Here is a 21875-nt window from a genome sequence, read left to right as displayed (position 1 = left end):
TTGTAACCTTAGGCGCCGCCTTGCTCGCTATGATCATCCTGACCTTACGTGAAACAACATGACCTGAAGGAATCAGGTCCTACAACACTGGCATTCGTCAGGAGGAAACCATGTTTGCAAGTATATTTGGACAACTACAAAAAATAGGGCGGTCGTTGATGCTGCCTGTGGCGGTGTTACCGGTGGCTGGCTTGATGCTGGGTATTGGTAACGCGGGTTTTGCGTTTATTCCAGACGCGGTCAACAAAGTGATGCTCGCCGCCGGTGAAGGCGTGTTCGGCAACATGCAGTTGATGTTTGCGGTCGGTGTAGCGCTCGGGTTATCAAAAGGCAATGACGGTGCGGCTGCGCTCGCTGGCTTAGTTGGCCTAATTATTATGAACGCATCGCTCGGTATCGTGACTGGCTTGCGCGGCTTAGAAACTGACGCCACCATCATGGGCGTTGAGACGCTGCAAACCGGGGTGTTTGGCGGCATCTTTATCGGTGCGGTCGCGGCAATCATGTACAACCGCTTCTACAACATCAAACTGCCGGAATATTTGGGCTTCTTCGCGGGTAAGCGATTTGTGCCCATTGTCACCGGTCTATCGGCGATCGTCGTTGGTGCGATTCTCGCGTTTGCATGGCCACCTGTCGGACAACTTCTTGATGCATTCTCTCATTGGGCAGCGTACCAAAACCCTGTACTCGCGTGGGCGGTTTACGGCGCGGGCGAACGTTCACTACTCCCGGTTGGTTTGCACCACATCTGGAATGCGCCGTTCTTCTTTGAAGTCGGCAGCTATGTAGACCCAGAAACCGGCAAAGAGTTTACCGGTGAGCTCACTCGCTTCTTCGCGGGCGATAAAACCGCGGGTTATCTGTCTGGTGGCTTTATGTACTCCATGTGGGCGCTACCAGCAGCGGCACTGGCGATTTACCACTGCGCGTCTCCTGAGCGTAAGAAAATCGTCGGCGGTTTGATGATGTCTGCGGCGTTGACCTCTTGGTTAACTGGTATCACAGAGCCAATCGAATTTACCTTCCTATTCGTCGCGCCAGTGCTGTACGTAATCCATATTTTCCTCACCGGTATTGCGTTTGCGATCACCGCATTTTTGGAAATCAAACACAGTACTGACTTTGCGCACGGCGCGATCCAGTTCTTCCTTTACTACCCAATGTCGAGCAACGCGTGGATGTTCATCATCATCGGTCCAATCTGGGCGACGCTGTACTACGGTTTGTTCCGCTTTCTAATTGTGAAGTTGGATCTAAAAACGCCGGGCCGTGAAACCGACATTGCAGAAGTGAAGATCGCCGGACAACCTGATGAAATTGCGGTGGATGTAGTAGCTGCATTGGGCGGCAAAGCCAATATCAAGTCAGTCGATGCGTGTATCACCCGTCTGCGTGTCTCGGTGAAAGACATTGCCAACGTTGATGTTGCTAAGCTAAAAGCACTCGGCGCGCGAGATGTGTTAGTGATTGGCGACAGTTTACAAGCGATTTTCGGCACGCAGTCTGACTCAATTAAGTCAGAAGTGCACAGCGTACTCGCCGCCTCCTGATCTTACCTCCCCAATCTAGGTAAGATTTGCCAACCTCCTTGTGAGGTTGGCTTTTTCGTTTTTGGGGTAAAAAAAGCGAAGTCAACAACCAGCCCTACTTCGCCGCCGCGTTGGTTAAATTGCCCAGCACGCCGCTGATTTTGTTCAATACCTCGTCGCAGCCTTCAATATGATGGCGCTGCTTTAAATACATAGGATCGTTGTAAGCTAACCACGTTTTGCCTTCAGCATCTTCATACACCAACACTTTTTGGGGTAAATCGAGCGCCACTTCCGGCGTACAGATCATCAGTGGTGTGCCCACTTTAGGGTTTCCAAACACGATAACTTCAGTTGGTCGCAACGTCATATCGACTTTCGTGGCATTCTCTTGATGGTTAATGCGCGCAAAGACGTTCAACCCTTTTTCTTGCGCGATAGCGACAAATTTATCCGCCGTATCTTTTGCTGAATGCGTGCTCGCAACGGTTACCACGCCCTCACCAGCCAACGCACTCAATGACGTCAACGCCACGACCAACCCGATGATTACTTTTTTCATTTGTCGTCCCTTCCTCTTTCTGAGTCGAAAACTAGATATAGAAAAACCAAGTGTAGGAAAACTATAGAAGTCAGATTCCGCTATCGCGAATTGCACTCTACCCACTCAAGAGTCGACCGTGTAACACGGATTAATTGATTCAGATTAATAAAGCATTAACTAGCCGAGCATCAAAAGCGTGAAATACGTAACATTTGCAGCCTATTTTAGTAAGAAAGAGAAAAGTAGTGACACGCGATCAATTTGAGTTATTAGCACCCGGTGGTGATTTAGATTCCATCAAAGCCGCCATTGCCGCTGGCGCCGATGCAATTTACTGTGGGCTCGACCGCTTCAATGCTCGTAACCGAGCGACCAACCTCACCTTAGATAACTTAAATGGCGTGTTAACGTTGGCCCATCAGCACAGCTGTAAGATTTTCCTAACGTTGAATGTGCTGATTTTAGAAAGTGAAATTCCGGCGATTGTTCGCTTACTCAACCAACTGAACACCACCAAAATCGATGGCGTGATCGTGCAAGATCTCGGTCTGGCCTACATTCTCAAACATCACTTCCCCGATTTGGATGTGCACGCTTCAACGCAACTGAACACGCATAACGAAGGACAGATCCTCTTTCTCAACCAGCTCACCGCAAGCCGAGTAAACTTATCTCGCGAACTTAACATCGATGAAATAAAACATCTGGCGCAATTTGGTCGCGAGCACAACGTAATGATGGAAGTGTTTGTCCACGGCTCATACTGCATCGGATTCTCCGGAATTTGCTACATCAGTTCCGCTCGCAATGGTGCATCAGGTAACCGTGGACGCTGCAGCCAACCTTGTCGCGAACAGTACGAAACGACCAAAACAGGCAACAACTACCCACTCAATATGAAAGACAACTCCGCCTTTGGGGACTTGAAAGCGCTTGCCGATGCTGGCGTGTATTCATTAAAAGTGGAAGGGCGAATCAAGAAATCGCACTACGTCTATACCGTGGTCGACAATTGGCGCCAGCAAATCGATCGCTTGTGCGAGGGTTTGGAACTCTCTGAAGACACAACCGAGTTGTACACGGTGTTCAACCGTGATTTCTCCAACGCATTTTTGCAAGGTGATTTCGGCAAGGCGATGTACATCGACAACCCGCGCGACCACGCTGTAAAGCATTTTTCGAAGGTTTATCAATGCCAGTCTGCTGATGATGTGCAAGCGGTGAAAAAGAAACTCTACGACGACAAAACCGCGATCATTGAGAAAGTGGCAGAGCAAACTAAGTCGTTCGATGTCACTTCGACACAAGTATCCGGCAGCAGCTTGAAAGGGTCGATTGATGTGCCAACTCTGCCAGCGTTACCTCAACCAGAACCTCGCCAAGGAGCGCCAAAACTATCGGTTCTGATCTCGTCAGCACAAGAAGCCATGCTGTGCGAATACCGCGACATTGATGTTTACTATCAGTTGCCAATGGGATTGTCTGGTGAACTGAGCGCGATGATTGAATTGTTCCAAGCCAACCCAATGCTCAAACCTTGGTTCCCTGCCATTTTGATTGGCGAAGACTACCAAGCCGCTCGTGTATTTTTGGAAACCATCCAACCTGAATTGTTGATCACCAACAACTCAGGCGTCGGCATGATCGCAAAAGAGCTCGGCTTAGGCTGGGTGGCAGGCCCACAAATGAACACGGTGAACTCATACGCGTTTAAATCCCTTCAAGACGAGTTCGCGGCAAGTGGCGCGTTTGTTTCTAACGAGCTGAATATGAAGCAGATGCGCCATATCAAGCGTCCGAAAAACATGCGCAGCTTCTACAGCATTTATCATCCAAATACCCTACTCACGAGCCGCCAATGTTTGTTCCAACAAACCGAAGGATGCCGTAAGGTGAAGGTCAACAAAGGTTGTTTGAAACGCTGTGATAAACGCACTTCTATCATCAACTTAAAAGACAATCCTTACGTGGTGCAAAAACAGAAAGGCAACCACAATTCAATCTACAGCGAGCACAACGTCTTAAACCTGCAAGTGCTGCACGATCTGCCGCAATTGTTTACCGATGTGTTGATCGATCTGCGTGATATCCAGACCGAAACGAAAGTCTCAGCAAGCAAACCTGAGTTGATTGACGCGTTCTTAGCTCTACTTGAAGATCACAGTGAACAAGCCGTCCAAACGCTGAATGCCATGATTCAACCAACAACCAACGCGCAGTATTTGAAGGGGTTGTAGAGGGATATTTCTAGATCCTACAACCTTTACTAAGGGCTAAATAAATAGGGGTGACTCTCAGGATTGCTTTGCCTGAGCGCCTCAATGCCAAGATGAGAAAAATACCAATGAAGAGTACAAGTGCCGTCTTGAGACGTTAGTGTATGCGCCCCGAAGTTGAGCCATATCTTATCTCCGACAGACACATCAACACCATCAATAAAGCAACGGTTCAAGCGGTCACTCTCAAGCACGTACCAACCCGAGCGCAGTAAATCACCTTGAACACTAGATTGTGTTTTTAACCCAAGAGTCAGAATAAACGGGGCAATAGAAACATAGTGTTGCCGAAGAGCATCGCGGTCCCCCTCTAATAACCAATCAGGAATTCGATAACTTTCGACGATGAGTATCGGCTTTACTGCACGAATTTCCTGCCAAACGTCATACTGACCCCGATAATAGTTGTTTATCTTGATGGCAGATGTTCGCCAATGATAAGTAGATGGACGAAAAAGACCTATTCCTTCATAGGCAAAGACCGCGTCGTCAACTTGCGTTTGCCTTTCTATGAATGTTTGTAGGGCGACTTGGTGCTGATTATTATGTTGTACCGGATAGTGGAGGATACGAGCAATCACAATCAAGAATAGTACGATACAAGTGACGACCGTCCCTTTCGACCACTCCCGAGTAGATGAAACAACGTACTGGATTGAGAACGCAACAAATACCGCAAGTAAAGGATAAAGTGTGACCAAGTTATATGCATGATAGTGGGGGTTAGCCAAAACCGACAACACAGCTAATGTAACCAGAGCTATCAAAAACTGAGCTTGCTTAAACGATAGTACTTTCCACTTACTGACACATATTCCCACTCCTATAAGAGCAAACAGCCAATAAACAATATCATGTAAAAAGTACTGTATCAGTACATCAACCTTCAGAGAGCTTGCGTCACTACCATGCGATGTCGAATACAGAAATAAATCAAACGTCGTGTACAAAAACAATTCAAGTGAAGAGATTCCAACGGCCGCAACAAACAAAGCAGCGCAAGAGATAATGCCTAAAAAAAGCGCACTTACATCCAAGACAAAGTCCCGTACGGATCGCTTTTGAATTAGCCGAATAAGCCCGAAGAGCCCAATCACTAAGCCAATCAAAATCGCCTTAAATTTGAAGAGTATCGCAAGCCCGAATAGTAAACCCACCCAAAACAATTTATGAGCATCACTTCCTGGGCACACATACAACACAATGATTATTTGTAACCAAAGAAAAAGAATAACGAGGTCAGGACGAAGGTCAATGCCACGCATCACCATCGCAGAAGAGGCAAAGAGCAATAACAATGTAGTGAGTGCAATATTGACCGTAAATATTTGGCAAAGAAGCACATAGACTTGCCAACCTATCGCCAACAAAAACAAAACAAAAAACGAACGAAAAACGTAAATAAGCTCGAATCTATCGCCAAAGAAAAAGTAAACTGGCGTCATCCAATCAAAAAGCAAAGTATAGCTATCAACATTGAAGTCAAGATTCGGCCGTTTCCCAACGCTCATTAACCATGTGGTATAAAGCGCCATGTAATCATCATTAACGAGCGCGAGATTGAATATGATGTAAACATAAAAACCGAATAACAGACTTAAGTTAATCCCAAGTAGCCATCTAACTCTTTCTTCACTCATCGCTTCTTAAGTATCCAAACTTGTTTCGTTTTGAGTAAACTCGGCCAAATTGACTCAAGCCATATCAACGGGGGCATTAAAATACCTGGAATAAAGTTATAAACAAAGCTAGGAAAGAGCAGGATCACTTGAGAGTCTATAACCTCGAAACCGTGTGCATCTGCCAGCTTGTAAATACTAGATGTGCTATTGGTGTAAACATCTCCTCCTAGCTGTTCAGAAAAAAGTCGTGTCCAAGTTCGCGGAGACCATCTTAGGCTATCAAAAATAAGATATCCTCCTGGTGCAATTAACCGTTCAAACTCTGAAAACAACCGATCTTGATCATCACAATGAAATAGAAAACGGCTAGATAATACTACTGAAAATTGCTGCTTCGGATATGTCGTTGAATAAATGTCTTGTTTAGAAAAGTGTGCTTTTAGGAACAAAGGGTTCTCGTTACAAACTGCGAGCATCTCATTAGAGTAATCTGCCGCATAAACCTTTTTAAAGCCAGACGCGGTAATAGTAGGAAGCATTCTCCCTGTGCCACAGGGTATATCTAGGATTGACTCTCGCAAGGAGCAGATATTAAGAAACTTTGAAAACAAAGACACTTCAGACTGATGTACAAATTGTCCACCAGCATTTGAAAAACGTAGTTCTTCATACTTTTTCACAGTTTCAGAATCACTGTAGAACTCTTGTTTTTCTTGCCGATTCGTTTTCATAAGTCACCTCTTTTCATCGTTGAAACAAATGAGCTTGATTAAAGACCATGCGTTTCATTAATAGATATACAATTGGGAAACGAATCAACACGACCAAAATCTGCGCGATGAGAACATGAATGCCTACAGTACTTTTAAAGATATAAAGCAGTAAAACACTCAAGAACAATGATCCTGCCGTTATAATGAGAAATTTAAAAAAGCTTCTTACATTTGCACAAACAGAAAACGTATATCTTGAGTTCATGATGTAACTAAAGGCAGAACCCACTAAAAAAGACAAAACAGAAGATGTCAAATAATAGACATCAAAATAAATAAGCACACAAAAAACGAGGTAGCTGACCAGAGTGTTCAAAATACCTACTGAACCAAACTTAACTATCTTCATCGCTACTCTTTATATTCCTTGTGTAACGAATAGTGTAATCAGGTCGGCCTTGACCTTGCTCGAAAATTCGCCCGACATAAGAACCGATTAAGGCAATAAAGAACAATAAAATCCCTGAGAAAAAGACTTGAAAAAAGATGATTGATGTCCAACCATCGACAGTTGTGCCAAAAACGAACTTACTTACTAGTGCTTTGGTGAGATATAACAAGCCAAGTGACCACATCAATGTTGAGATAACAAACATCAGTTGAATAGGAAAGCGGGAAAAATTAAGTACCGCGTCTAACGCTAAAGCAAACATCTTAGTAAGTGAATACTTCGTTTCTCCTGCATGTCTACCATCACGTTCATATTGAATAATGGTTTGATTAAATCCGATAATGGCAAAAATACCCCTCAAGTATTTGTGCTTCTCTCGGTAACATGAAATGGCCTCTCTAACTGGCTTAGTAAATGCCCGAAAATCACCGCAATCTTCAATTAAATTAGCGGGAGAGGTGAGGGATAAAAAGCGGTAAAACAATTTTGCACTAATTAGCTTAAAAGCGGTTTCATTTCTTCTCGACAAGCGTTGGGCATGGACGATATCAAAGCCTTTATCGATCTCTTCCAAGAACTGTGTAATAACTTCTGGAGGGTCTTGAAGATCAATATCAATGGTAATATTAATATCTCCAGTTGCAGCTTCGATTCCAGCAAACAAAGCGGTTTGCTGCCCGACATTCGCAGCAAGATGCACGATCACTAATCGTTCATCCGCCATAGCCAGCTTGTCTAAAATTACTGCACTTTTATCAACACTAGCATCATTAACTACAACAAACTCAAACAAATACTGATCGTACTGTTTGGCAACTTCACACAAACGCAAGTAATACTCCTCGATCACAGATTCTTCATTAAAACACGGAGCAATAAAGCTAATTTTATCCATACTCCCTCCTACCCAAGGCCGAGTGTTCGTGTATAGCCAGAAACAAAACTTTCTAACGTATAACGAGCTTTAAACTGCTTTATTTGATTTCTAGACATCTGATCAAGTTGACCTAACTTAAAACCGTTTTCTATAGCTCTTGCACTCGCTTCTAAATCATCCAGATCAATCTTGATGGCATTAGAACCGAATTGAGTGACATCCGATAATTGCTCGAAATAAGGAATCGCAATCGGTAATCCGCAAGATACTGCCTCCACGATTAGATTAGGTGTTAGGCTCGTTCCGACACATGTCCTTAGTGGTAAAATCAACAAGTCTGCCCTCGCCATCTCTACTGAAATATCAATGTTCTCTTTAAACTCAGTTTGGTGCTGTAGATCATATTTAGAAACAAGTTTCTCTATATTTTCTTGGTCGCCGAAGCCACTGAGACAGAGAGTTAGATCAAAGTTGATACATTCTCGTTTCTTTAGTATTGCAGCCAATTCAATTAAAGCGTCAACGCCTTTTGATGGCTTAGAATGTCCGATATAAAGTAAAGACATTTTTTGTGTCTTCTTTGCCAGAATAGGCCGCGAAAAGTTCTCAGAAAACACCCCATTTTGAATGAAATATATTGGTAAATTAGACTGCGAAGATAGCTGCAACTTCTGGTACTTACTGTGTACAATCGCTTGACAAAAATTGTCTAACAAACTCTTGTATAAAGGCGCACTGACAAACGAATTAAATAGAAACAAATGTAAATACTTAAACCAATTCTGCAAAAAATAATTCTTGTTATTCCGGACCTCCTCTAAGGTCAAATATGACTGCCAAATTGATAAAGTCGTTTGTTTTTGATACCGAGAGTTTAAAAAGAAAAAAACCACCAATAGTTCTATAGGCGTAGCAATATGTAGGTTAACTTTCGCACTGTTGGTTTGCTCGAGCAGCCTGTTGAGCTCTCTACATAAGTAAATAAGATTCATCAGCCCCTCAAACAGAGATTCATATCGACTCTCATCGCGAAAGGTATGTTGTTCAACCTTAATATGAGAACGAAATCCGGTTGGAGAAACCGTGACAACATGATGTCCATTTTCAGTTAAGCGCTGCGCTAAATTGACGAAGTTTTTACTCATCGCTTCTTTTTGATCACTTCGAAATCTAGCGATAGCTAAGATCACAAGTTCCATTTGTTTTCCTAATACTTATCGCACTTAATAACCATAGTATAAGCAACGGCAACCTGAGAAATGATTGCTAGTAAGAGAGTCAAGACGATCAAAAGATAATGACTAAGTTAGTTTAGAAAAGCACTTAACGAAGAAGCAAAAGGAGACCGTTAAAAATTGGACTTTTATTACAGCGTAATCCACTTAAAACTAGTCACAATTCTTGAACACTCACTGTGCACTGACTACAATAGCGCACTTTTTTACGGAATTTAGGTCACAAACATGACAGATACAGCAAAACCAGCTCTACCAGATCGCCTAGCAGGTAACCCACGTAGCCCATTCTTCATGAAAGAATGTTTTGAGCACCAAATCGGTATCCGTTTCAACGGTAAAGAGCGCACTGACGTAGAAGAATACTGCGTGAGTGAAGGTTGGGTAAAAATTGCGTCTCCTAAAGCAAAAGACCGTTTCGGTAACCCAATGCTGATCAAACTGAAAGGCGAAGTTGAAGCGTACTACGTGTAAGCAACTCTCGTTCAGTCGAATCTAAAAAGCTCGAGTCTTACTCGGGCTTTTTTAATGCCTACGTTTTGTTGCATTCGCACTGTTTATCTTTTAAACCAAACAGTTACATGACAAATAATTAGTAAACCATTTTCGTGATCCTACTTCGTGTTTTGGCGATAAAGGTCGCTTGGCTCGGCAGCTTTGAGATTCGTTTCACAGTTTATTCATGAGCCAAACCTAGACTGAAAAAATCCACCTTTCTAATTCGAAAAATAACAAAACTAGGATCCACCCATGAAGAAGAACCTCCTGGCTATCGCCCTTGGCAGCGTAATTGCGCTGACAGCAGCCCCTTATTCACTGGCCGCCAACGATTCTACAATCCAATCTTCCGCAGACTACTCGCAACTGGTGACCAAACGTCAAGTTGTCGACCAACTTTTGAATGACGCCGTGGAAGCCTTTAAATCGCCGGCGCGTATCTCTCACGCTGGTTTTACCGCGAAAATGCCGAGCAATATGGAGATAGTTACCGACCGATTGCTAGAAGCTTACCAACTTGAGCCATACCGCACCGACCTACTCATTTCTGCGGCAAATGCGCAGATTTACAACAAGAACGTCGATCGAGCAATTGAACTGTTCGAACAAGCCTTGTCGGTGGCGCCGGACGATGCAGATTTACACGCTTATCTTGCGGTGTGGCAGCGCTTTAAAGGCAATCAAACCGAATCAGACCAACACATGGCAACGCTGGCCAAACTGAATGCCGGCAAAGCAGCAGACATCAACCGCATTTTCGACACAGTAGATCGCGTTTTGGCAACGCCGCTGAAAGAGAAAGCCGATAAAGACAAACTGGACGACAAAGGCGCGATTGTTACCTTGGGTTATGCGCTCAATCCCGATGGTTCGATGCATCAAATCTTAGTCGAACGTCTACAAACCACGTTAGCAATGGCGAAAGCGAACCCAGATGCGATAATTATTTTGACGGGCGGCGTACCAAAGAACCATAAAACTGAAGGTAAATTGATGGCGGACTGGCTGATTGAAAAAGGAGTCAGCAAAGACCGCATCATCGAAGAAAACTACGCCACCAGCACGGTGGGCAATGCCCTGTTCAGCAGCTACGCCTTGGCGCGCCACAACATCAAACACGCGACCATTATCAGCTCGGCAAGTCACGTGCGTCGTGGTCAAACCTTGTTTGAAATCGCTAGCTGGCAAACTGGCCCGCAGGGCATCACTTTCGACACCGTAAGTTACCCAGACAAACCCCTCAAAGACTTAGCGAAAGCCAGCGAGAGCGAACTACTTGGCATTTACCGCGATGCGCTGCGTACTTACGGTATGTGGAGTTATCGCTCTTACCCGTTGGAGTCGCGTTAACCCTTATCGCCCCATTCAAATCGAAGAAAGCCTGCACGTTCGCAGGCTTTCTTGCATTAGAACAGTATCTAAAGCGATTAGATCGCTTCGCCATTTACTGTAACTGCGACGTCAATGTTGCCACGAACGGCATTTGAGTATGGGCAGACTTGGTGGGCAATGCGCGTCAGCTCTAGTGCTTGTTCTTGTGGTAGGTCTAACTCTGCCGCGAGGCTAACGGTCAACGCAAAGCCACCGTTTTCATTCGGGCCAATGCCTACTTCAGCTGTCACAGGTGCGCTCTTTAGCGCTACTTTTGCTTCACGCGCAACGTGCAAAATCGCGTTAGAGAAACAAGCCGAGTAACCCGCTGCAAACAGTTGTTCTGGGTTCGTTGCTGCGCCTGTGCCACCCATCTCTTTTGGGTAAGCAAGTTCAAGATCCAGCAGACCATCGTTGGTTTTTACTTGACCATTACGGCCAGCCAGAGCAGTAGCTTGAGTTTTGTATAATGTTGTCATGCGAATATCCTCTTTAATTTAAGTTGCGCACAATTTAATTGCTTGCAACCTTATATCGAAACAACGATAGTTTGCAACTATATTGTGCACAATTTATTTTTATCGCCTTTATCGAGATTAAGCCCATGAGCCAGTGTTACTCCCCAAGTACATTGAATGCAGACGAAAAATTGTTACTAGAGAATCAAGTCTGCTTTCCGCTATACAGCGCTGCTAACGCTGTGATTCGCGCGTACCGACCGTTGTTGGACGCACTTGATCTCACCTACTCGCAGTACTTGGTAATGATGGTGTTGTGGGAAAAAGATGGCACAAGCGTAAAAGAGTTGGGCTCACAGCTTCACCTCGATTCAGGAACGCTCACCCCGTTGCTAAAACGCTTAGAAGCAAAAGGCTTTGTGAGCAGAGGAAGAAGTGAAACCGACGAGCGCGTACGCGTATTGAACCTTACTGAAGCAGGCAGAGCACTTAAAGATCAGGCGAAATCCGTCCCTGATGCCATTGCCTGTAAGTTCACGTTGGATCTAGAAGAATTGGGGACGCTAAAAACGCTCTGCGAGAAAGTGCTCGATAAGCTCAGCTAACCGCCAAGCCCTTTATAAACTCCTCTCAATAGCTAAAAGCCTGCCATTGCAGGCTTTATTGATCTCATTGCTTTCAGACACTCTTTCTATTGCCATTCTTCAATAAAACCTATCAACTTCTCGCGTCTATAATCGGATTTCCCTATTAGCGAAAATAGGATTTGTCTATCAATAGGATAGTTACAAGCGATTTTCCTTAAACACAATCCGATGCGAATATACTTTCCGAAAGCAAGAACTGCTCACCCTAAAACATTCTGAGGAAAGTAAAAAATGATTAATACAAAGATCAAACCATTTGCAGCTACAGCATACAAAAACGGCGAATTCGTTGAAGTAACAGAACAAGATGTTCTAGGCAAATGGGCTGTATTCTTCTTCTACCCAGCAGACTTCACATTCGTATGTCCGACAGAACTAGGTGACCTAGCAGACCACTACGAAGAGCTACAAAAACGCGGCGTTGAAGTGTACTCAGTATCAACAGACACACACTTCACTCACAAAGCTTGGCACGATAGCTCAGAAACAATCGGCAAGATCCAGTACTACATGCTTGGCGACCAAACAGGCAACATCACAAACAACTTCGGTGTGATGCGTGAAGGTCAAGGTCTTGCAGACCGTGCAACGTTCCTAATCGACCCAGAAGGTACTATCCAAGCAATGGAAATCACTGCTGAAGGTATCGGTCGTGACGCAGAAGACCTACTACGCAAAGTGAAAGCAGCTCAGTACGTAGCAGCACACCCAGGCGAAGTTTGCCCAGCAAAATGGAAAGAAGGCGAAGAGACGCTAGCTCCTTCTCTAGACCTAGTAGGCAAAATCTAAGCCACTGAATTTAAGCTCAATTTCACATGCTAATTGACGCTTAACTTAGAGAGCATTCCAGGTTAGATACCTTGACGACCTTCTGCCTGGTTTGCTCTCTCCCTACTGATTTTATCCAGAGTAACCACTCTTTTGTTTATTTAAGGTAACAACAACTATGTTAGACCAAGCGATCCAACAACAACTCAAACAATATCTGGCTAATGTAAAAGAAGACGTTCGTCTAGTGGTTAGTCTAGATGAAAGCAAAGCATCGAATGACATTCTGTCTCTGGCGAACCAAATCGCAGAGATGAGCGACTTTATCACCGTTGAACGTGACGACAACGCAAGCGCACGTAAACCAGTGATGACGGTGACCAATCCTGTAAAAGGCACAGCACTTCGCTTTGCTGGCCTACCAATGGGTCACGAATTTACCTCTCTGGTATTGGCATTACTGCACTCTGGTGGTCATCCAATCAAACTAGATCCAGAAGTGATTGAACAAATCGCAGCACTAGATAAAGAATTGGATGTTGAAGTGTTCATTTCACTCTCGTGCCAAAACTGCCCAGACGTTGTTCAAGCGTTCAACATGATGGCGGCGATCAACCCGAAAGTGAAAGCAACCATGATCGACGGTGCACTCTTCCAAGATGAAGTGAAACAACGTGACATCATGGCAGTACCAAGCGTATTCGTAAACGGAGAGCTATTCGGTCAAGGTCGTATGTCTCTGACTGAAATCCTAAACAAAGTGGATGACGGTGCGAGCGAGAAAGCAGCCAAAGCACTGAGCGAAAAAGACCCATACGACGTACTAGTGGTCGGCGGTGGCCCTGGTGGTAGTGCAGCAGCACTATACGCAGCGCGTAAAGGTATTCGCACTGGCGTTGTCGCTAAACGCTTCGGTGGTCAGGTGATGGACACCATGGCAATCGAGAACTTTATCTCGGTAAAACGTACTGAAGGTCCAAAACTGGCGACTGACCTAGCAGAGCACCTAAAAGAATACGACGTAGACGTCGTGACTGAGCAACAAGCGCAAAAACTGATGGGCGCAGCACATACAGAAGATGGCTTGATTCATATCCAACTTGAAAGCGGCGCAACGCTGAAAAGTAAGAGTGTCATCCTAAGCCCTGGTGCTCGCTGGCGTGAAATGAACGTTCCGGGTGAGCAAGAGTACCGCAACAAAGGCGTCGCGTACTGCCCACACTGTGACGGCCCGCTATTCAAAGGCAAGAAAACCGCGGTTATCGGTGGTGGTAACTCAGGCATCGAAGCGGCTATCGACCTAGCAGGTATTGTTGAGCACGTAACCGTTCTTGAATTTGCAGACGTACTTCGCGCAGACCAAGTGCTTATCGACAAAGCGAACTCTCTACCAAACATCGACATCATCACGATGGCGCAAACCACAGAAGTAGTGGGTGACGGTACTCGCGTAACAAGCTTGAAGTACAAAGACCGTAACACAGATGAAATCAAAGAGATTGAACTGTCAGGTATCTTTGTCCAAATCGGTCTAGTACCAAACACAGAATGGCTAAAAGATTCAGAAGTAGCGCTTTCTGAGCGCGGCGAAATTGAAGTCGGTAGCCGTGGTGAAACCAGCCTAGAAGGTGTCTTCGCAGCCGGTGACGCAACGACGGTTCCTTACAAACAGATCATCATTGCGATGGGTGAAGGTGCAAAAGCAAGCTTAGGCGCGTTTGACTACCTAATCCGTAAGCAAGGTTAATCTCCAAATTTCTTGAACACAAAGCGCACGGTGCAGTGTTTTCTTCCCCTGAAAACCAATCGGGGCAACGTGTAGAACGGAGTGGCAAGAAAGAAAAGCAAAAATCCTAGAAGCCCAAAGACTTTGCCAGCAGGTACTAACTGCTGGCTTTTTTGGTTTTTGGGAGGGTTACATGCACCTAACCCAACTCGCAGATCCAAAGTACCACCCCACCGAATCTCTCCATGTATCAAGCTCCAAAGACACCAACCCTAAAAAATTTAAAATAGCCCTTTACCTCGACTTAACTTGAGGTTTTAGCATGTTCATCGTTGGCTAGGAAATGACAAAAAGGAGCACATCATGATCCAACTAGAACATATTAATTTAGTCGTGAAAAACATCCCTGAAATGCTGAAGTTTTATCAAACTGCATTTCCACATTGGTACGTGCGTGACGAGGGGGAAGGTACATGGAGCGGCAAGCATAGAAACTGGCTGCACTTTGGCGATGAGTACCAATACATTGCGATGAGTGACCACGGTGAAGGGGAGAACCGCGATTTGGGTGGCCATCAAGTTGGACTAGCGCATTTTGCTTATGTGACCAACAACGTCGATGCCATCATCAAAAGACTGACCGATGCAGGTTACCCGATTGCCCAACCCGGGGCTGATGAGCCATACCGCAAGAATGTGTATTTTGTTGACCCTGCAGGTTTTGAGATCGAATTTGTTGAATACCTGACGGATGATCCAAAACTTCGTAACCTGACAAGCTAAAAAGACTTAAATAACAAAACGTCAGCAGCTGGTGACTGCTGGCGTTTTAGTTTATCTATCAGGTTTATTTATCGCATTAGCGCTGTTTGGCAAAAACCTGAGTCCAGTAATACCCGTAGCTTGCCGAGTGATTTTCGACAAGCGACGCGCCCATCTGATCGAAATCCGCACTCATGATATTGAGGCAGTGACCTTCGCTCGATAGCCAAGCATTGACGACGGCGTTAATGGAGCTTTGCCCTACGGCGACATTCTCACCAATAGCGCTCCAAGCATAGCCCGTTGCGTTGACTCGATCTGACAGCGTGCTGCCGTCAGAGCCTGTATGACTCATGAAATCGCTGTTCGCCATATCGCTCGAATGTCGATAAGCCGCGCTTTCCAAATCGTAGCTCCAAGTTAGTGCTCCAACAGGTGGCATGGTGGTTGCTCCACACCGTTGTTTGGTAGAGCGAGCACTGTTGACCGCTGCGAGCATCTGCTCGGCAAATGTGCCTTGTGACGATGTGGAACCTGTGTTTTGAGAACCGTTTTCTACAGGTGCTGACGACTCCCCGTCGCCGCCACATGCGCTGAGAAGTAGAGCCAAAACTGGCACTAAGATCTTAGTTGGCATTGTCTTTCCTTTATGAGTGACGAAGAGCAAACTGCGCTTTTCGATAATAACGCCCAATAACCTAACAAAAACCAATAAAAGCACCATATGGCTTGGGGTGTTTTAACCAAAGACTCACATGAAGTTTTCAATCACCTTGGTTCGGTTGGTAAATCGGCAACGTTTCAGCCCACGTATGGAATGGCGTTTCATCCATATCCTGTATTGCTTGAGTGATAAAATCGATGAACACCCTCACTCGGGCAGGCACATATTCCCGGTTAGCATAGAGAAGATACACGCCATTTCCTGCTTGACGCATGCTCGGAAATATCGGCACTAAACGCCCTGCTTTGAGCCAATCTCTCGCGATAAAGTGAGGAATCTGAGTTAACCCTAAGCCTTCTGCGCAAAGCTCTGCCATCGATTCGCCGTCGTTTACAATAAAATTTCTCTCGGGGTTATACTCACTTGCACCGTCTGGTTCTGGCATCCGAATCGGCAACAGTTTCCCCGTTTGTTTAAAACGAAAACGAACCCAAGAATGGTCATTGAATGCGTCTGGGCCACTCGGAACACCATGCCGTGTTAAGTAATCCTGACTGCCACAAATAATAAAATCGATAGGACTCAGCTGGCGCACGATCAACTGGCTGTCCTGAACGACACCAGAACGAATCGACACATCAATCCCTTGTTCAATAATATCAACGTAGGCGTCATCGTAATGAATATCGATAGTGATGCTGGGGTAGCGGCGACAAAACTCTTTTAATAAAGGGCGAATGTAAAGGCGACCGTAGGAGACCGGCACATTAATCTTAAGCAGTCCTGAAAGCGCATCATTGTGGCTTTTTAATGAATCCTCACACGCAGTCAGTTCGTCCAGTACAAACCTAGCGGTATTTGCGTATCGACGACCAGCTTCTGTCAGACGGAGCTGTCGCGTAGAACGCTGGAACAGCTGTATTCCCAAGTCGCTTTCAAGACGATGGATTGCCTTACTCACTGTAGAAGGGTCTGTGCCATACGCTTTGGCGGCCGCAGCAAAACTGCCACCTTCTAAAGTGGCAATAAAAAATCGTAGGGACCGTATCTTATCCATAAAACTCGTGCATTCCATTCGTGAACTTTATTCACTTTAGTAAAGACAAAGTGGCTCTTCAATCACCAATCAGCCCAAATATAATGAATCTCAATAACTTGATGCTCTGTTAGCGAGGAAAAAGCAATGGGTAAAAATGGATTAAAGAATGCACTACATCTACTAATAGCGACCTTAGTCCTATTCTTTGGGATGCTGCAAGCGGCACATGCGGCGGATAAACGCATTGGCATTCTGGTTTACGACGGCGTACTGACCTCTGATGTCACTGCGCCTCTAGAGGTCTTTGGCGTCGCAAGTCGGCTGACTTGGTTTAGTGATTATGAAGTGCTCACCATTTCCGTCTCTGATCAGAAAACCATCACCACTGAAGAGGGATTAAAAATTGGTGTGGATGCTTGGATTGGCGATCAGCCAGAACTCGACGTGCTGGTTTTAACATCCAGCTACGACATGGATGCGCTAATCGAAAACAAGGATCTCATTCACTTTATTCAAACCACATCAAAGGCGGCAGATTGGATGGCAAGTAATTGCTCTGGTGCATATCTATTGGCCGAGGCTGGCCTTTTAAACGGTAAGAAAGCAACGACGTGGGCTGGAGGTGAAAACGGATTACAAAAAGACTATCCAGCAGTTGATGTACAGTTCGACCAGAATTTTGTGGTTGATGATGGAGTCATCACCTCAAACGGCAGCCTAGTCAGCTATCAGGCCGCCCTTAAATTACTGCATCTCATGACTTCAGAATCTAAAGCTCAAGAAGTCGCAGACGCCCTTCAATACTCACGTTTTTCTACCCAGCCATTTTAAACGGGCAAGGACGAAACCACAGGTAACCTTCGGTGTTTCAGAGGTTACCTTGCAGCCCACTTCTACACTTCAGGTCTTAATGTTATGGAAAAACAAAAACGTTACGAAACACTGACGAAAGAGCGATACCAAGATATCTATCGTCTCGCATATTGGCTGTGCAAAGATCAACACATTGCTGAAGATTTGGCGCAAGAGACCTTCCTGAAAGCGTGGCGATTCTTTGATAACTTAAATGATCCCAACGCCGAGAAGTCTTGGCTCATCACTATTTTGCGTCGTGAGAATGCTCGGCGCTTTGATAGAAAACAGTACGATTTTGTCGACATTGATGAGTGTGCAATACAGACAAAAACCTACCCCGGCAGTGACCACGACATGGCCCAAGATTGGCTTCAAAAACAAATGATGATTCTCAAACCCAAATACCGAGAGCCATTGCTCTTGAGCCTAGTGGCTGGGCTGAATCATGATGAGATTGCACAAGCCTTGAGGCTCAATCACAACACGGTGGCGACTCGATTATTCAGAGCGCGCAACCAGCTCATCGCGCAGCAAGGAAACCATTAAGACAGAAGTTCCTACTGGTATGGAGCTCACCTAGCCACCAAAAAAACTTGGTCAATCATGCCAACTAACTGGCTATGCTCGGGTCTATTTCATAAGTCGTTACATAACTTGGTGCGTTAACGCTTTACATCTGGCGTTACTGGATGAACACTTCCACCCAAAGTACAATGGCAGCCGACATAATAGAGTCAGTAGGAAATTATGAGTAACACGACGGCGAAAAAGTCGAATCCCCTATTCGAGATCCTTTTTAACGTATTCATCCCTTCGTTCATCTTGATGAAATACAGTGGTGAAGAGCACCTAGGAACCGCAATGGCACTGGTTGTCGCTTTGCTCTTTCCTGTGGTATACGGCGGTATGGATCTCATCCGCAACAAGAAATTTAACTTTATCTCAGCGCTTGGTTTTATCAGCGTATTATTAACTGGCGGCATTGGCTTGTTGGAGCTTGATACTCGCTGGTTAGCCTTGAAAGAAGCCTTGATTCCCGGCCTGATCGGCATCGCGGTATTGGGCTCCACTTTTACCCGCTACCCATTGATGCAAAAAATGGTATTGAACGACACGGTTTTGAACCTCGCGTTGATTAACGAGCGTTTGAGAGAAAATGGTAAAACTGATGCGTTCGAACGTTGCCTAATGTCTTCGAACTACTTGTTCGCAAGCACCTTTGCATTCTCATCTGCAATGAACTACTTCCTTGCTACGTGGATCGTCACCAGTCCATCAGGCACCGCGGCCTTCAATGAAGAGCTCGGTAAGTTGACACTTTACAGCTACCCAATGATCGCCATTCCTAGCATGTTGATGATGTTTGGTATTTTTTACTACATTTGGCGTCAAATTCGCGCAATGACGTCTCTTGAAACTGAACAAATTTTCCACATAAAGTAAAACCTCAGCACTCGAAATACTAAGGGGAAGAGCCCTCTTCCCCTATCTTCCACCCGCCCTTTTCTATTCCATAGCTTTCCATTTAGATTCACTCATCCGTCACTCAGTGTTGACCACGTTCACATTGATAGGAGCGACTTTCGCTCTTTTTATGAAAACCCACATAAAAAATGTGACAAAAATGAACAAGTATATGAAAGTCATGGTGCATTGCTTATCCAACTGATTTAACATGAATTTTTTAAAACCTTGCTGCATTTATAAAAAATATGTTCGGATCAAAAAAATTAAAAATGGAAAATGAGGCGCTTAAGCAGGAATTAGCGAGCCTTAAAGACAAGTACCAAACCGACGTTGATACGTTGGAACGTCAGTTAAAAGAAGCCAAACAACTACTGAACACAACGCAACAGCGTTACGAAAGTAGCGACGAGTTGATGTCGAGCAGCTTGAAAGGCGGAGATATGCTCCAAACCATTCGCACAGCGATGGTCGAAAGCGCTCAATCTATGGCGCATGAAAACGAGGAGCTAAAGCTGCTTGATGATATGTTCAAGCAAACACATCAAGCACTCGCACGTCTGGATGACCGAGCCGTAAAAATCAGCTCACAAGCCACTCAAAGCATTGAATCTGTGCAGATATTAGATAACACCGCGACTTCTATTTCCCACCTTGTATCTACTATCCAAGAGATTTCTGACCAAACGAACTTATTGGCTCTCAACGCAGCGATTGAGGCAGCACGCGCTGGTGAAGCAGGCCGCGGATTTGCAGTGGTGGCGGACGAGGTAAGAAATTTGGCAGGCAAAGCCAGTGAAGCGAGCGAACAAATTGATTCACTGGTTAATCAGGTGCTAACCCAAGTCAGCTCCATCAAAAGCGCGATTGATGAAAACCAAATCTGCGCAGAAGAAGTCTCCGCCTCTTCGGCGCAAATTGGCTCAATCGTCAACGAGGTGGTTGTCAAATCAGAGCACATGAAACGGGTGATCCACTTTGCGTCTACCCGCTCTTTCCTCGATACGGTCAAGCTTGATCATGCCATTTGGAAAAACAACATCTATCGCTTGCTGCAAAGTGGCTCTTTTGGTGAAACCGTCAATAGCCATTCAGAATGTCGATTGGGCCAGTGGTACTACAGAGGTGACGGCAAAGCATATAGCCAACTAAGAAGCTACGCGCAGCTCGAAGCGCCACACAAAGGTGTGCACGATAGCGGCCGTGATGCAATGAACCACGCGAAGTCAGGAAATATGGCCGGCATGGTGACTTCCATCAACTCGATGGAAGACGCGAGTGAGCAAGTGGTGATTCACATTGACCGCTTGATGGATGAAATCATCGCAAACTAAGGCTTATGCCTCCCTTTGTTTTTATTGCGATGCAAGGGGAGGTAGCTGCGTTTCTAGCCATTCGATAAACGCCGCATTTTTCGGTCTGTGCTGCTGGCCGTTTAAACAAATCAAATCGTACCCTCTCCCAGCATTTACGCGTTCAAAAGGCGCGACGAGCTCTCCCTTTTCCAAACTGGCTTGCACCAAAGACGCCCGCGCCATTGCGATTCCCATGCTGTTTTTGGCGGCAATGATTGCCATATCGGCATGGTTAAAAAGGTAGGTTTTCTCCATCACATTGAGCGATTTCAGCTCAGGGTTGCTTTGGCTTGCTAACCAGCTCTGCCATTCATGATTTGGCTCGTTTGCTTCTAACGATTCAGTGCAATGGATAAAGGTCACGGCCTCAAATTGGCTGGCACTACTCACACCATCGGAGAAATGTATTTGGCTGTATTCAGGGCTACAAACCGGCATCAACTCTTCATCAAATAGCCTTTGATGATGGAACCCCGGATGCTCGCTGTCACTGTAGTAAATCGCAATATCAACGGGCTCATGTAAGAAATCTAATCGGCTTGCCTTTACTCGAAGCTTGATATTGAGAGAAGGGTACAAACGCTGAAATTCCACCATACGCGGCAATAACCAGCTCTGTGCAAACGTAGGGGCCACGCCGATGTAAAGCTCGCCACGCAGCTCGTTGAATTTGATGTCTTCGAGCTCAGAGAAAATCACTTCGAACGATTGGTTTAATGCATGCAGTAATCGCTCACCTTCTTTGGTCAGCTCTAATCGCCGAGTCATACGCACAAACAAGCTGAAACCCAGTTGATCTTCCAGTGACTTAATGCGTTGGCTCACTGCCCCTTGGGTTATAAACAACTCTTCAGCGGCTTTGGTAAAACTGAGGCACTTACCAGCAACGGCGAAAGTGTACATGTTAGAGAGCATCTGCTGTTTTCTGTCCATCTTGGCACTCGACATAAATTAGAAAGGCTAATGCATAGCAAGTTTAAATTGGTTTGTATAGCGAATCACGATGCTTTTAAATCAA

General features: G+C 45.3%; 22 protein-coding genes. 12 read left to right on the top strand and 10 right to left on the bottom strand.

The features are described 5' to 3' along the window. The first annotated feature begins 110 nt into the window (after positions 1 to 110). Complete coding sequence (gene ptsG / locus NL646_RS09950) at positions 111 to 1553, top strand: glucose-specific PTS transporter subunit IIBC (protein ID WP_024702220.1); 1443 nt, start codon at positions 111 to 113, stop codon at positions 1551 to 1553. A gap of 94 nt (positions 1554 to 1647) precedes the next feature. On the opposite strand, the gene NL646_RS09945 is transcribed toward ptsG, so the two are convergent. Beyond that, positions 1648 to 2094: a DUF302 domain-containing protein gene (locus tag NL646_RS09945; protein ID WP_253664165.1), complete on the bottom strand. Its 447-nt coding sequence runs from the start codon at positions 2092 to 2094 to the stop codon at positions 1648 to 1650. Positions 2095 to 2321: 227 nt separating this feature from the next. Between NL646_RS09945 and NL646_RS09940 the strand changes: the two genes are divergently transcribed. Then, positions 2322 to 4313: a U32 family peptidase gene (locus NL646_RS09940; RefSeq protein WP_253664164.1), complete on the top strand. Its 1992-nt coding sequence runs from the start codon at positions 2322 to 2324 to the stop codon at positions 4311 to 4313. A 29-nt stretch (positions 4314 to 4342) separates the two neighbouring features. Here the strand turns inward: NL646_RS09940 and NL646_RS09935 are convergent, their stop codons facing one another. Genes NL646_RS09935 through NL646_RS09915 form a run of 5 tightly spaced genes read right to left on the bottom strand, consistent with a single transcriptional unit; the run spans position 4343 to position 9214 of the window. After that, complete coding sequence (locus NL646_RS09935; protein WP_253664163.1) at positions 4343 to 5992, bottom strand: glycosyltransferase family 39 protein; 1650 nt, start codon at positions 5990 to 5992, stop codon at positions 4343 to 4345. Further along, complete coding sequence (locus tag NL646_RS09930) at positions 5989 to 6705, bottom strand: bifunctional 2-polyprenyl-6-hydroxyphenol methylase/3-demethylubiquinol 3-O-methyltransferase UbiG (RefSeq protein WP_253664162.1); 717 nt, start codon at positions 6703 to 6705, stop codon at positions 5989 to 5991. The genes NL646_RS09935 and NL646_RS09930 overlap by 4 nt, the downstream gene beginning before the upstream one ends. Positions 6706 to 6718: 13 nt before the next feature. Then, on the bottom strand, positions 6719 to 7096 hold the full coding sequence (locus tag NL646_RS09925; protein WP_023623791.1) for a GtrA family protein: 378 nt from the start codon (positions 7094 to 7096) through the stop codon (positions 6719 to 6721). Then, positions 7083 to 8033: a glycosyltransferase family 2 protein gene (locus NL646_RS09920; protein WP_025515556.1), complete on the bottom strand. Its 951-nt coding sequence runs from the start codon at positions 8031 to 8033 to the stop codon at positions 7083 to 7085. Before NL646_RS09920 ends, NL646_RS09925 begins: the two co-directional genes overlap by 14 nt. An 8-nt stretch (positions 8034 to 8041) precedes the next feature. Continuing rightward, positions 8042 to 9214 carry a glycosyltransferase gene (locus NL646_RS09915; protein WP_021450473.1) on the bottom strand — a complete coding sequence of 391 codons (1173 nt, stop codon included), beginning with the start codon at positions 9212 to 9214 and terminating at the stop codon, positions 8042 to 8044. A 264-nt stretch (positions 9215 to 9478) separates the two neighbouring features. Here NL646_RS09915 and NL646_RS09910 point away from each other — a divergent pair, with 264 nt between their 5' ends. After that, a complete protein-coding gene (locus tag NL646_RS09910) occupies positions 9479 to 9724 on the top strand; it encodes a DUF3297 family protein (RefSeq protein ID WP_253664161.1) in 246 nt (81 codons plus the stop codon). A 276-nt stretch (positions 9725 to 10000) separates the two neighbouring features. Beyond that, entirely contained in the window at positions 10001 to 11098 is a 1098-nt protein-coding gene (locus tag NL646_RS09905) for an ElyC/SanA/YdcF family protein (protein WP_042762729.1), read from the top strand. 77 nt (positions 11099 to 11175) lie between these two features. Here the strand turns inward: NL646_RS09905 and NL646_RS09900 are convergent, their stop codons facing one another. Then, positions 11176 to 11598 carry an organic hydroperoxide resistance protein gene (locus NL646_RS09900; RefSeq protein WP_015313691.1) on the bottom strand — a complete coding sequence of 141 codons (423 nt, stop codon included), beginning with the start codon at positions 11596 to 11598 and terminating at the stop codon, positions 11176 to 11178. A gap of 125 nt (positions 11599 to 11723) precedes the next feature. On the opposite strand from NL646_RS09900, the gene NL646_RS09895 reads away from it, so the two are divergent. The 4 genes from NL646_RS09895 to NL646_RS09880 all read left to right on the top strand — a co-directional run bounded on the left by NL646_RS09895 (position 11724) and on the right by NL646_RS09880 (position 15501). Continuing rightward, positions 11724 to 12182, top strand: coding sequence for a MarR family winged helix-turn-helix transcriptional regulator (locus NL646_RS09895; protein ID WP_025539723.1), 459 nt, complete (start codon positions 11724 to 11726; stop codon positions 12180 to 12182). 273 nt (positions 12183 to 12455) lie between these two features. After that, positions 12456 to 13013, top strand: coding sequence for an alkyl hydroperoxide reductase subunit C (gene ahpC, locus NL646_RS09890; protein WP_005395542.1), 558 nt, complete (start codon positions 12456 to 12458; stop codon positions 13011 to 13013). Positions 13014 to 13170: 157 nt separating this feature from the next. After that, positions 13171 to 14739 carry an alkyl hydroperoxide reductase subunit F gene (ahpF, locus tag NL646_RS09885; protein ID WP_025577831.1) on the top strand — a complete coding sequence of 523 codons (1569 nt, stop codon included), beginning with the start codon at positions 13171 to 13173 and terminating at the stop codon, positions 14737 to 14739. A gap of 342 nt (positions 14740 to 15081) precedes the next feature. Continuing rightward, on the top strand, positions 15082 to 15501 hold the full coding sequence (locus NL646_RS09880; protein WP_021484316.1) for a VOC family protein: 420 nt from the start codon (positions 15082 to 15084) through the stop codon (positions 15499 to 15501). A gap of 76 nt (positions 15502 to 15577) precedes the next feature. Here the strand turns inward: NL646_RS09880 and NL646_RS09875 are convergent, their stop codons facing one another. Further along, on the bottom strand, positions 15578 to 16117 hold the full coding sequence (locus NL646_RS09875) for a CAP domain-containing protein (protein WP_025591804.1): 540 nt from the start codon (positions 16115 to 16117) through the stop codon (positions 15578 to 15580). 127 nt (positions 16118 to 16244) lie between these two features. After that, positions 16245 to 17201 carry a LysR family transcriptional regulator gene (locus NL646_RS09870; RefSeq protein WP_253664160.1) on the bottom strand — a complete coding sequence of 319 codons (957 nt, stop codon included), beginning with the start codon at positions 17199 to 17201 and terminating at the stop codon, positions 16245 to 16247. Between the two features lie 126 nt (positions 17202 to 17327). On the opposite strand from NL646_RS09870, the gene NL646_RS09865 reads away from it, so the two are divergent. The 4 genes from NL646_RS09865 to NL646_RS09850 all read left to right on the top strand — a co-directional run bounded on the left by NL646_RS09865 (position 17328) and on the right by NL646_RS09850 (position 20836). Next, the gene (locus tag NL646_RS09865; protein ID WP_069502869.1) at positions 17328 to 18014 is read left to right on the top strand and encodes a DJ-1/PfpI family protein; all 687 of its coding nucleotides are present in this window, start codon (positions 17328 to 17330) and stop codon (positions 18012 to 18014) included. An 84-nt stretch (positions 18015 to 18098) separates the two neighbouring features. Further along, positions 18099 to 18584 (top strand): sigma-70 family RNA polymerase sigma factor, encoded by a 486-nt coding sequence (locus NL646_RS09860; RefSeq protein WP_025520459.1) that lies wholly within the window; start codon positions 18099 to 18101, stop codon positions 18582 to 18584. A gap of 201 nt (positions 18585 to 18785) precedes the next feature. Continuing rightward, the gene (locus tag NL646_RS09855) at positions 18786 to 19481 is read left to right on the top strand and encodes a VC0807 family protein (protein WP_005477491.1); all 696 of its coding nucleotides are present in this window, start codon (positions 18786 to 18788) and stop codon (positions 19479 to 19481) included. A gap of 269 nt (positions 19482 to 19750) precedes the next feature. Then, complete coding sequence (locus NL646_RS09850) at positions 19751 to 20836, top strand: methyl-accepting chemotaxis protein (protein ID WP_253664159.1); 1086 nt, start codon at positions 19751 to 19753, stop codon at positions 20834 to 20836. Between the two features lie 21 nt (positions 20837 to 20857). On the opposite strand, the gene NL646_RS09845 is transcribed toward NL646_RS09850, so the two are convergent. Continuing rightward, a complete protein-coding gene (locus NL646_RS09845; protein ID WP_253664158.1) occupies positions 20858 to 21790 on the bottom strand; it encodes a LysR substrate-binding domain-containing protein in 933 nt (310 codons plus the stop codon). Between the last annotated feature and the right edge of the window lie 85 nt (positions 21791 to 21875).

Origin of the sequence: Vibrio sp. Y20_XG_PY13 (assembly GCF_024181925.1) — a bacterium.
GTDB classification, from domain to species: Bacteria; Pseudomonadota; Gammaproteobacteria; order Enterobacterales; family Vibrionaceae; genus Vibrio; species Vibrio parahaemolyticus.
The sequence above is the reverse complement of the archived record's forward strand: the minus strand, read 5'-3'. Positions and strand labels throughout refer to the sequence as shown.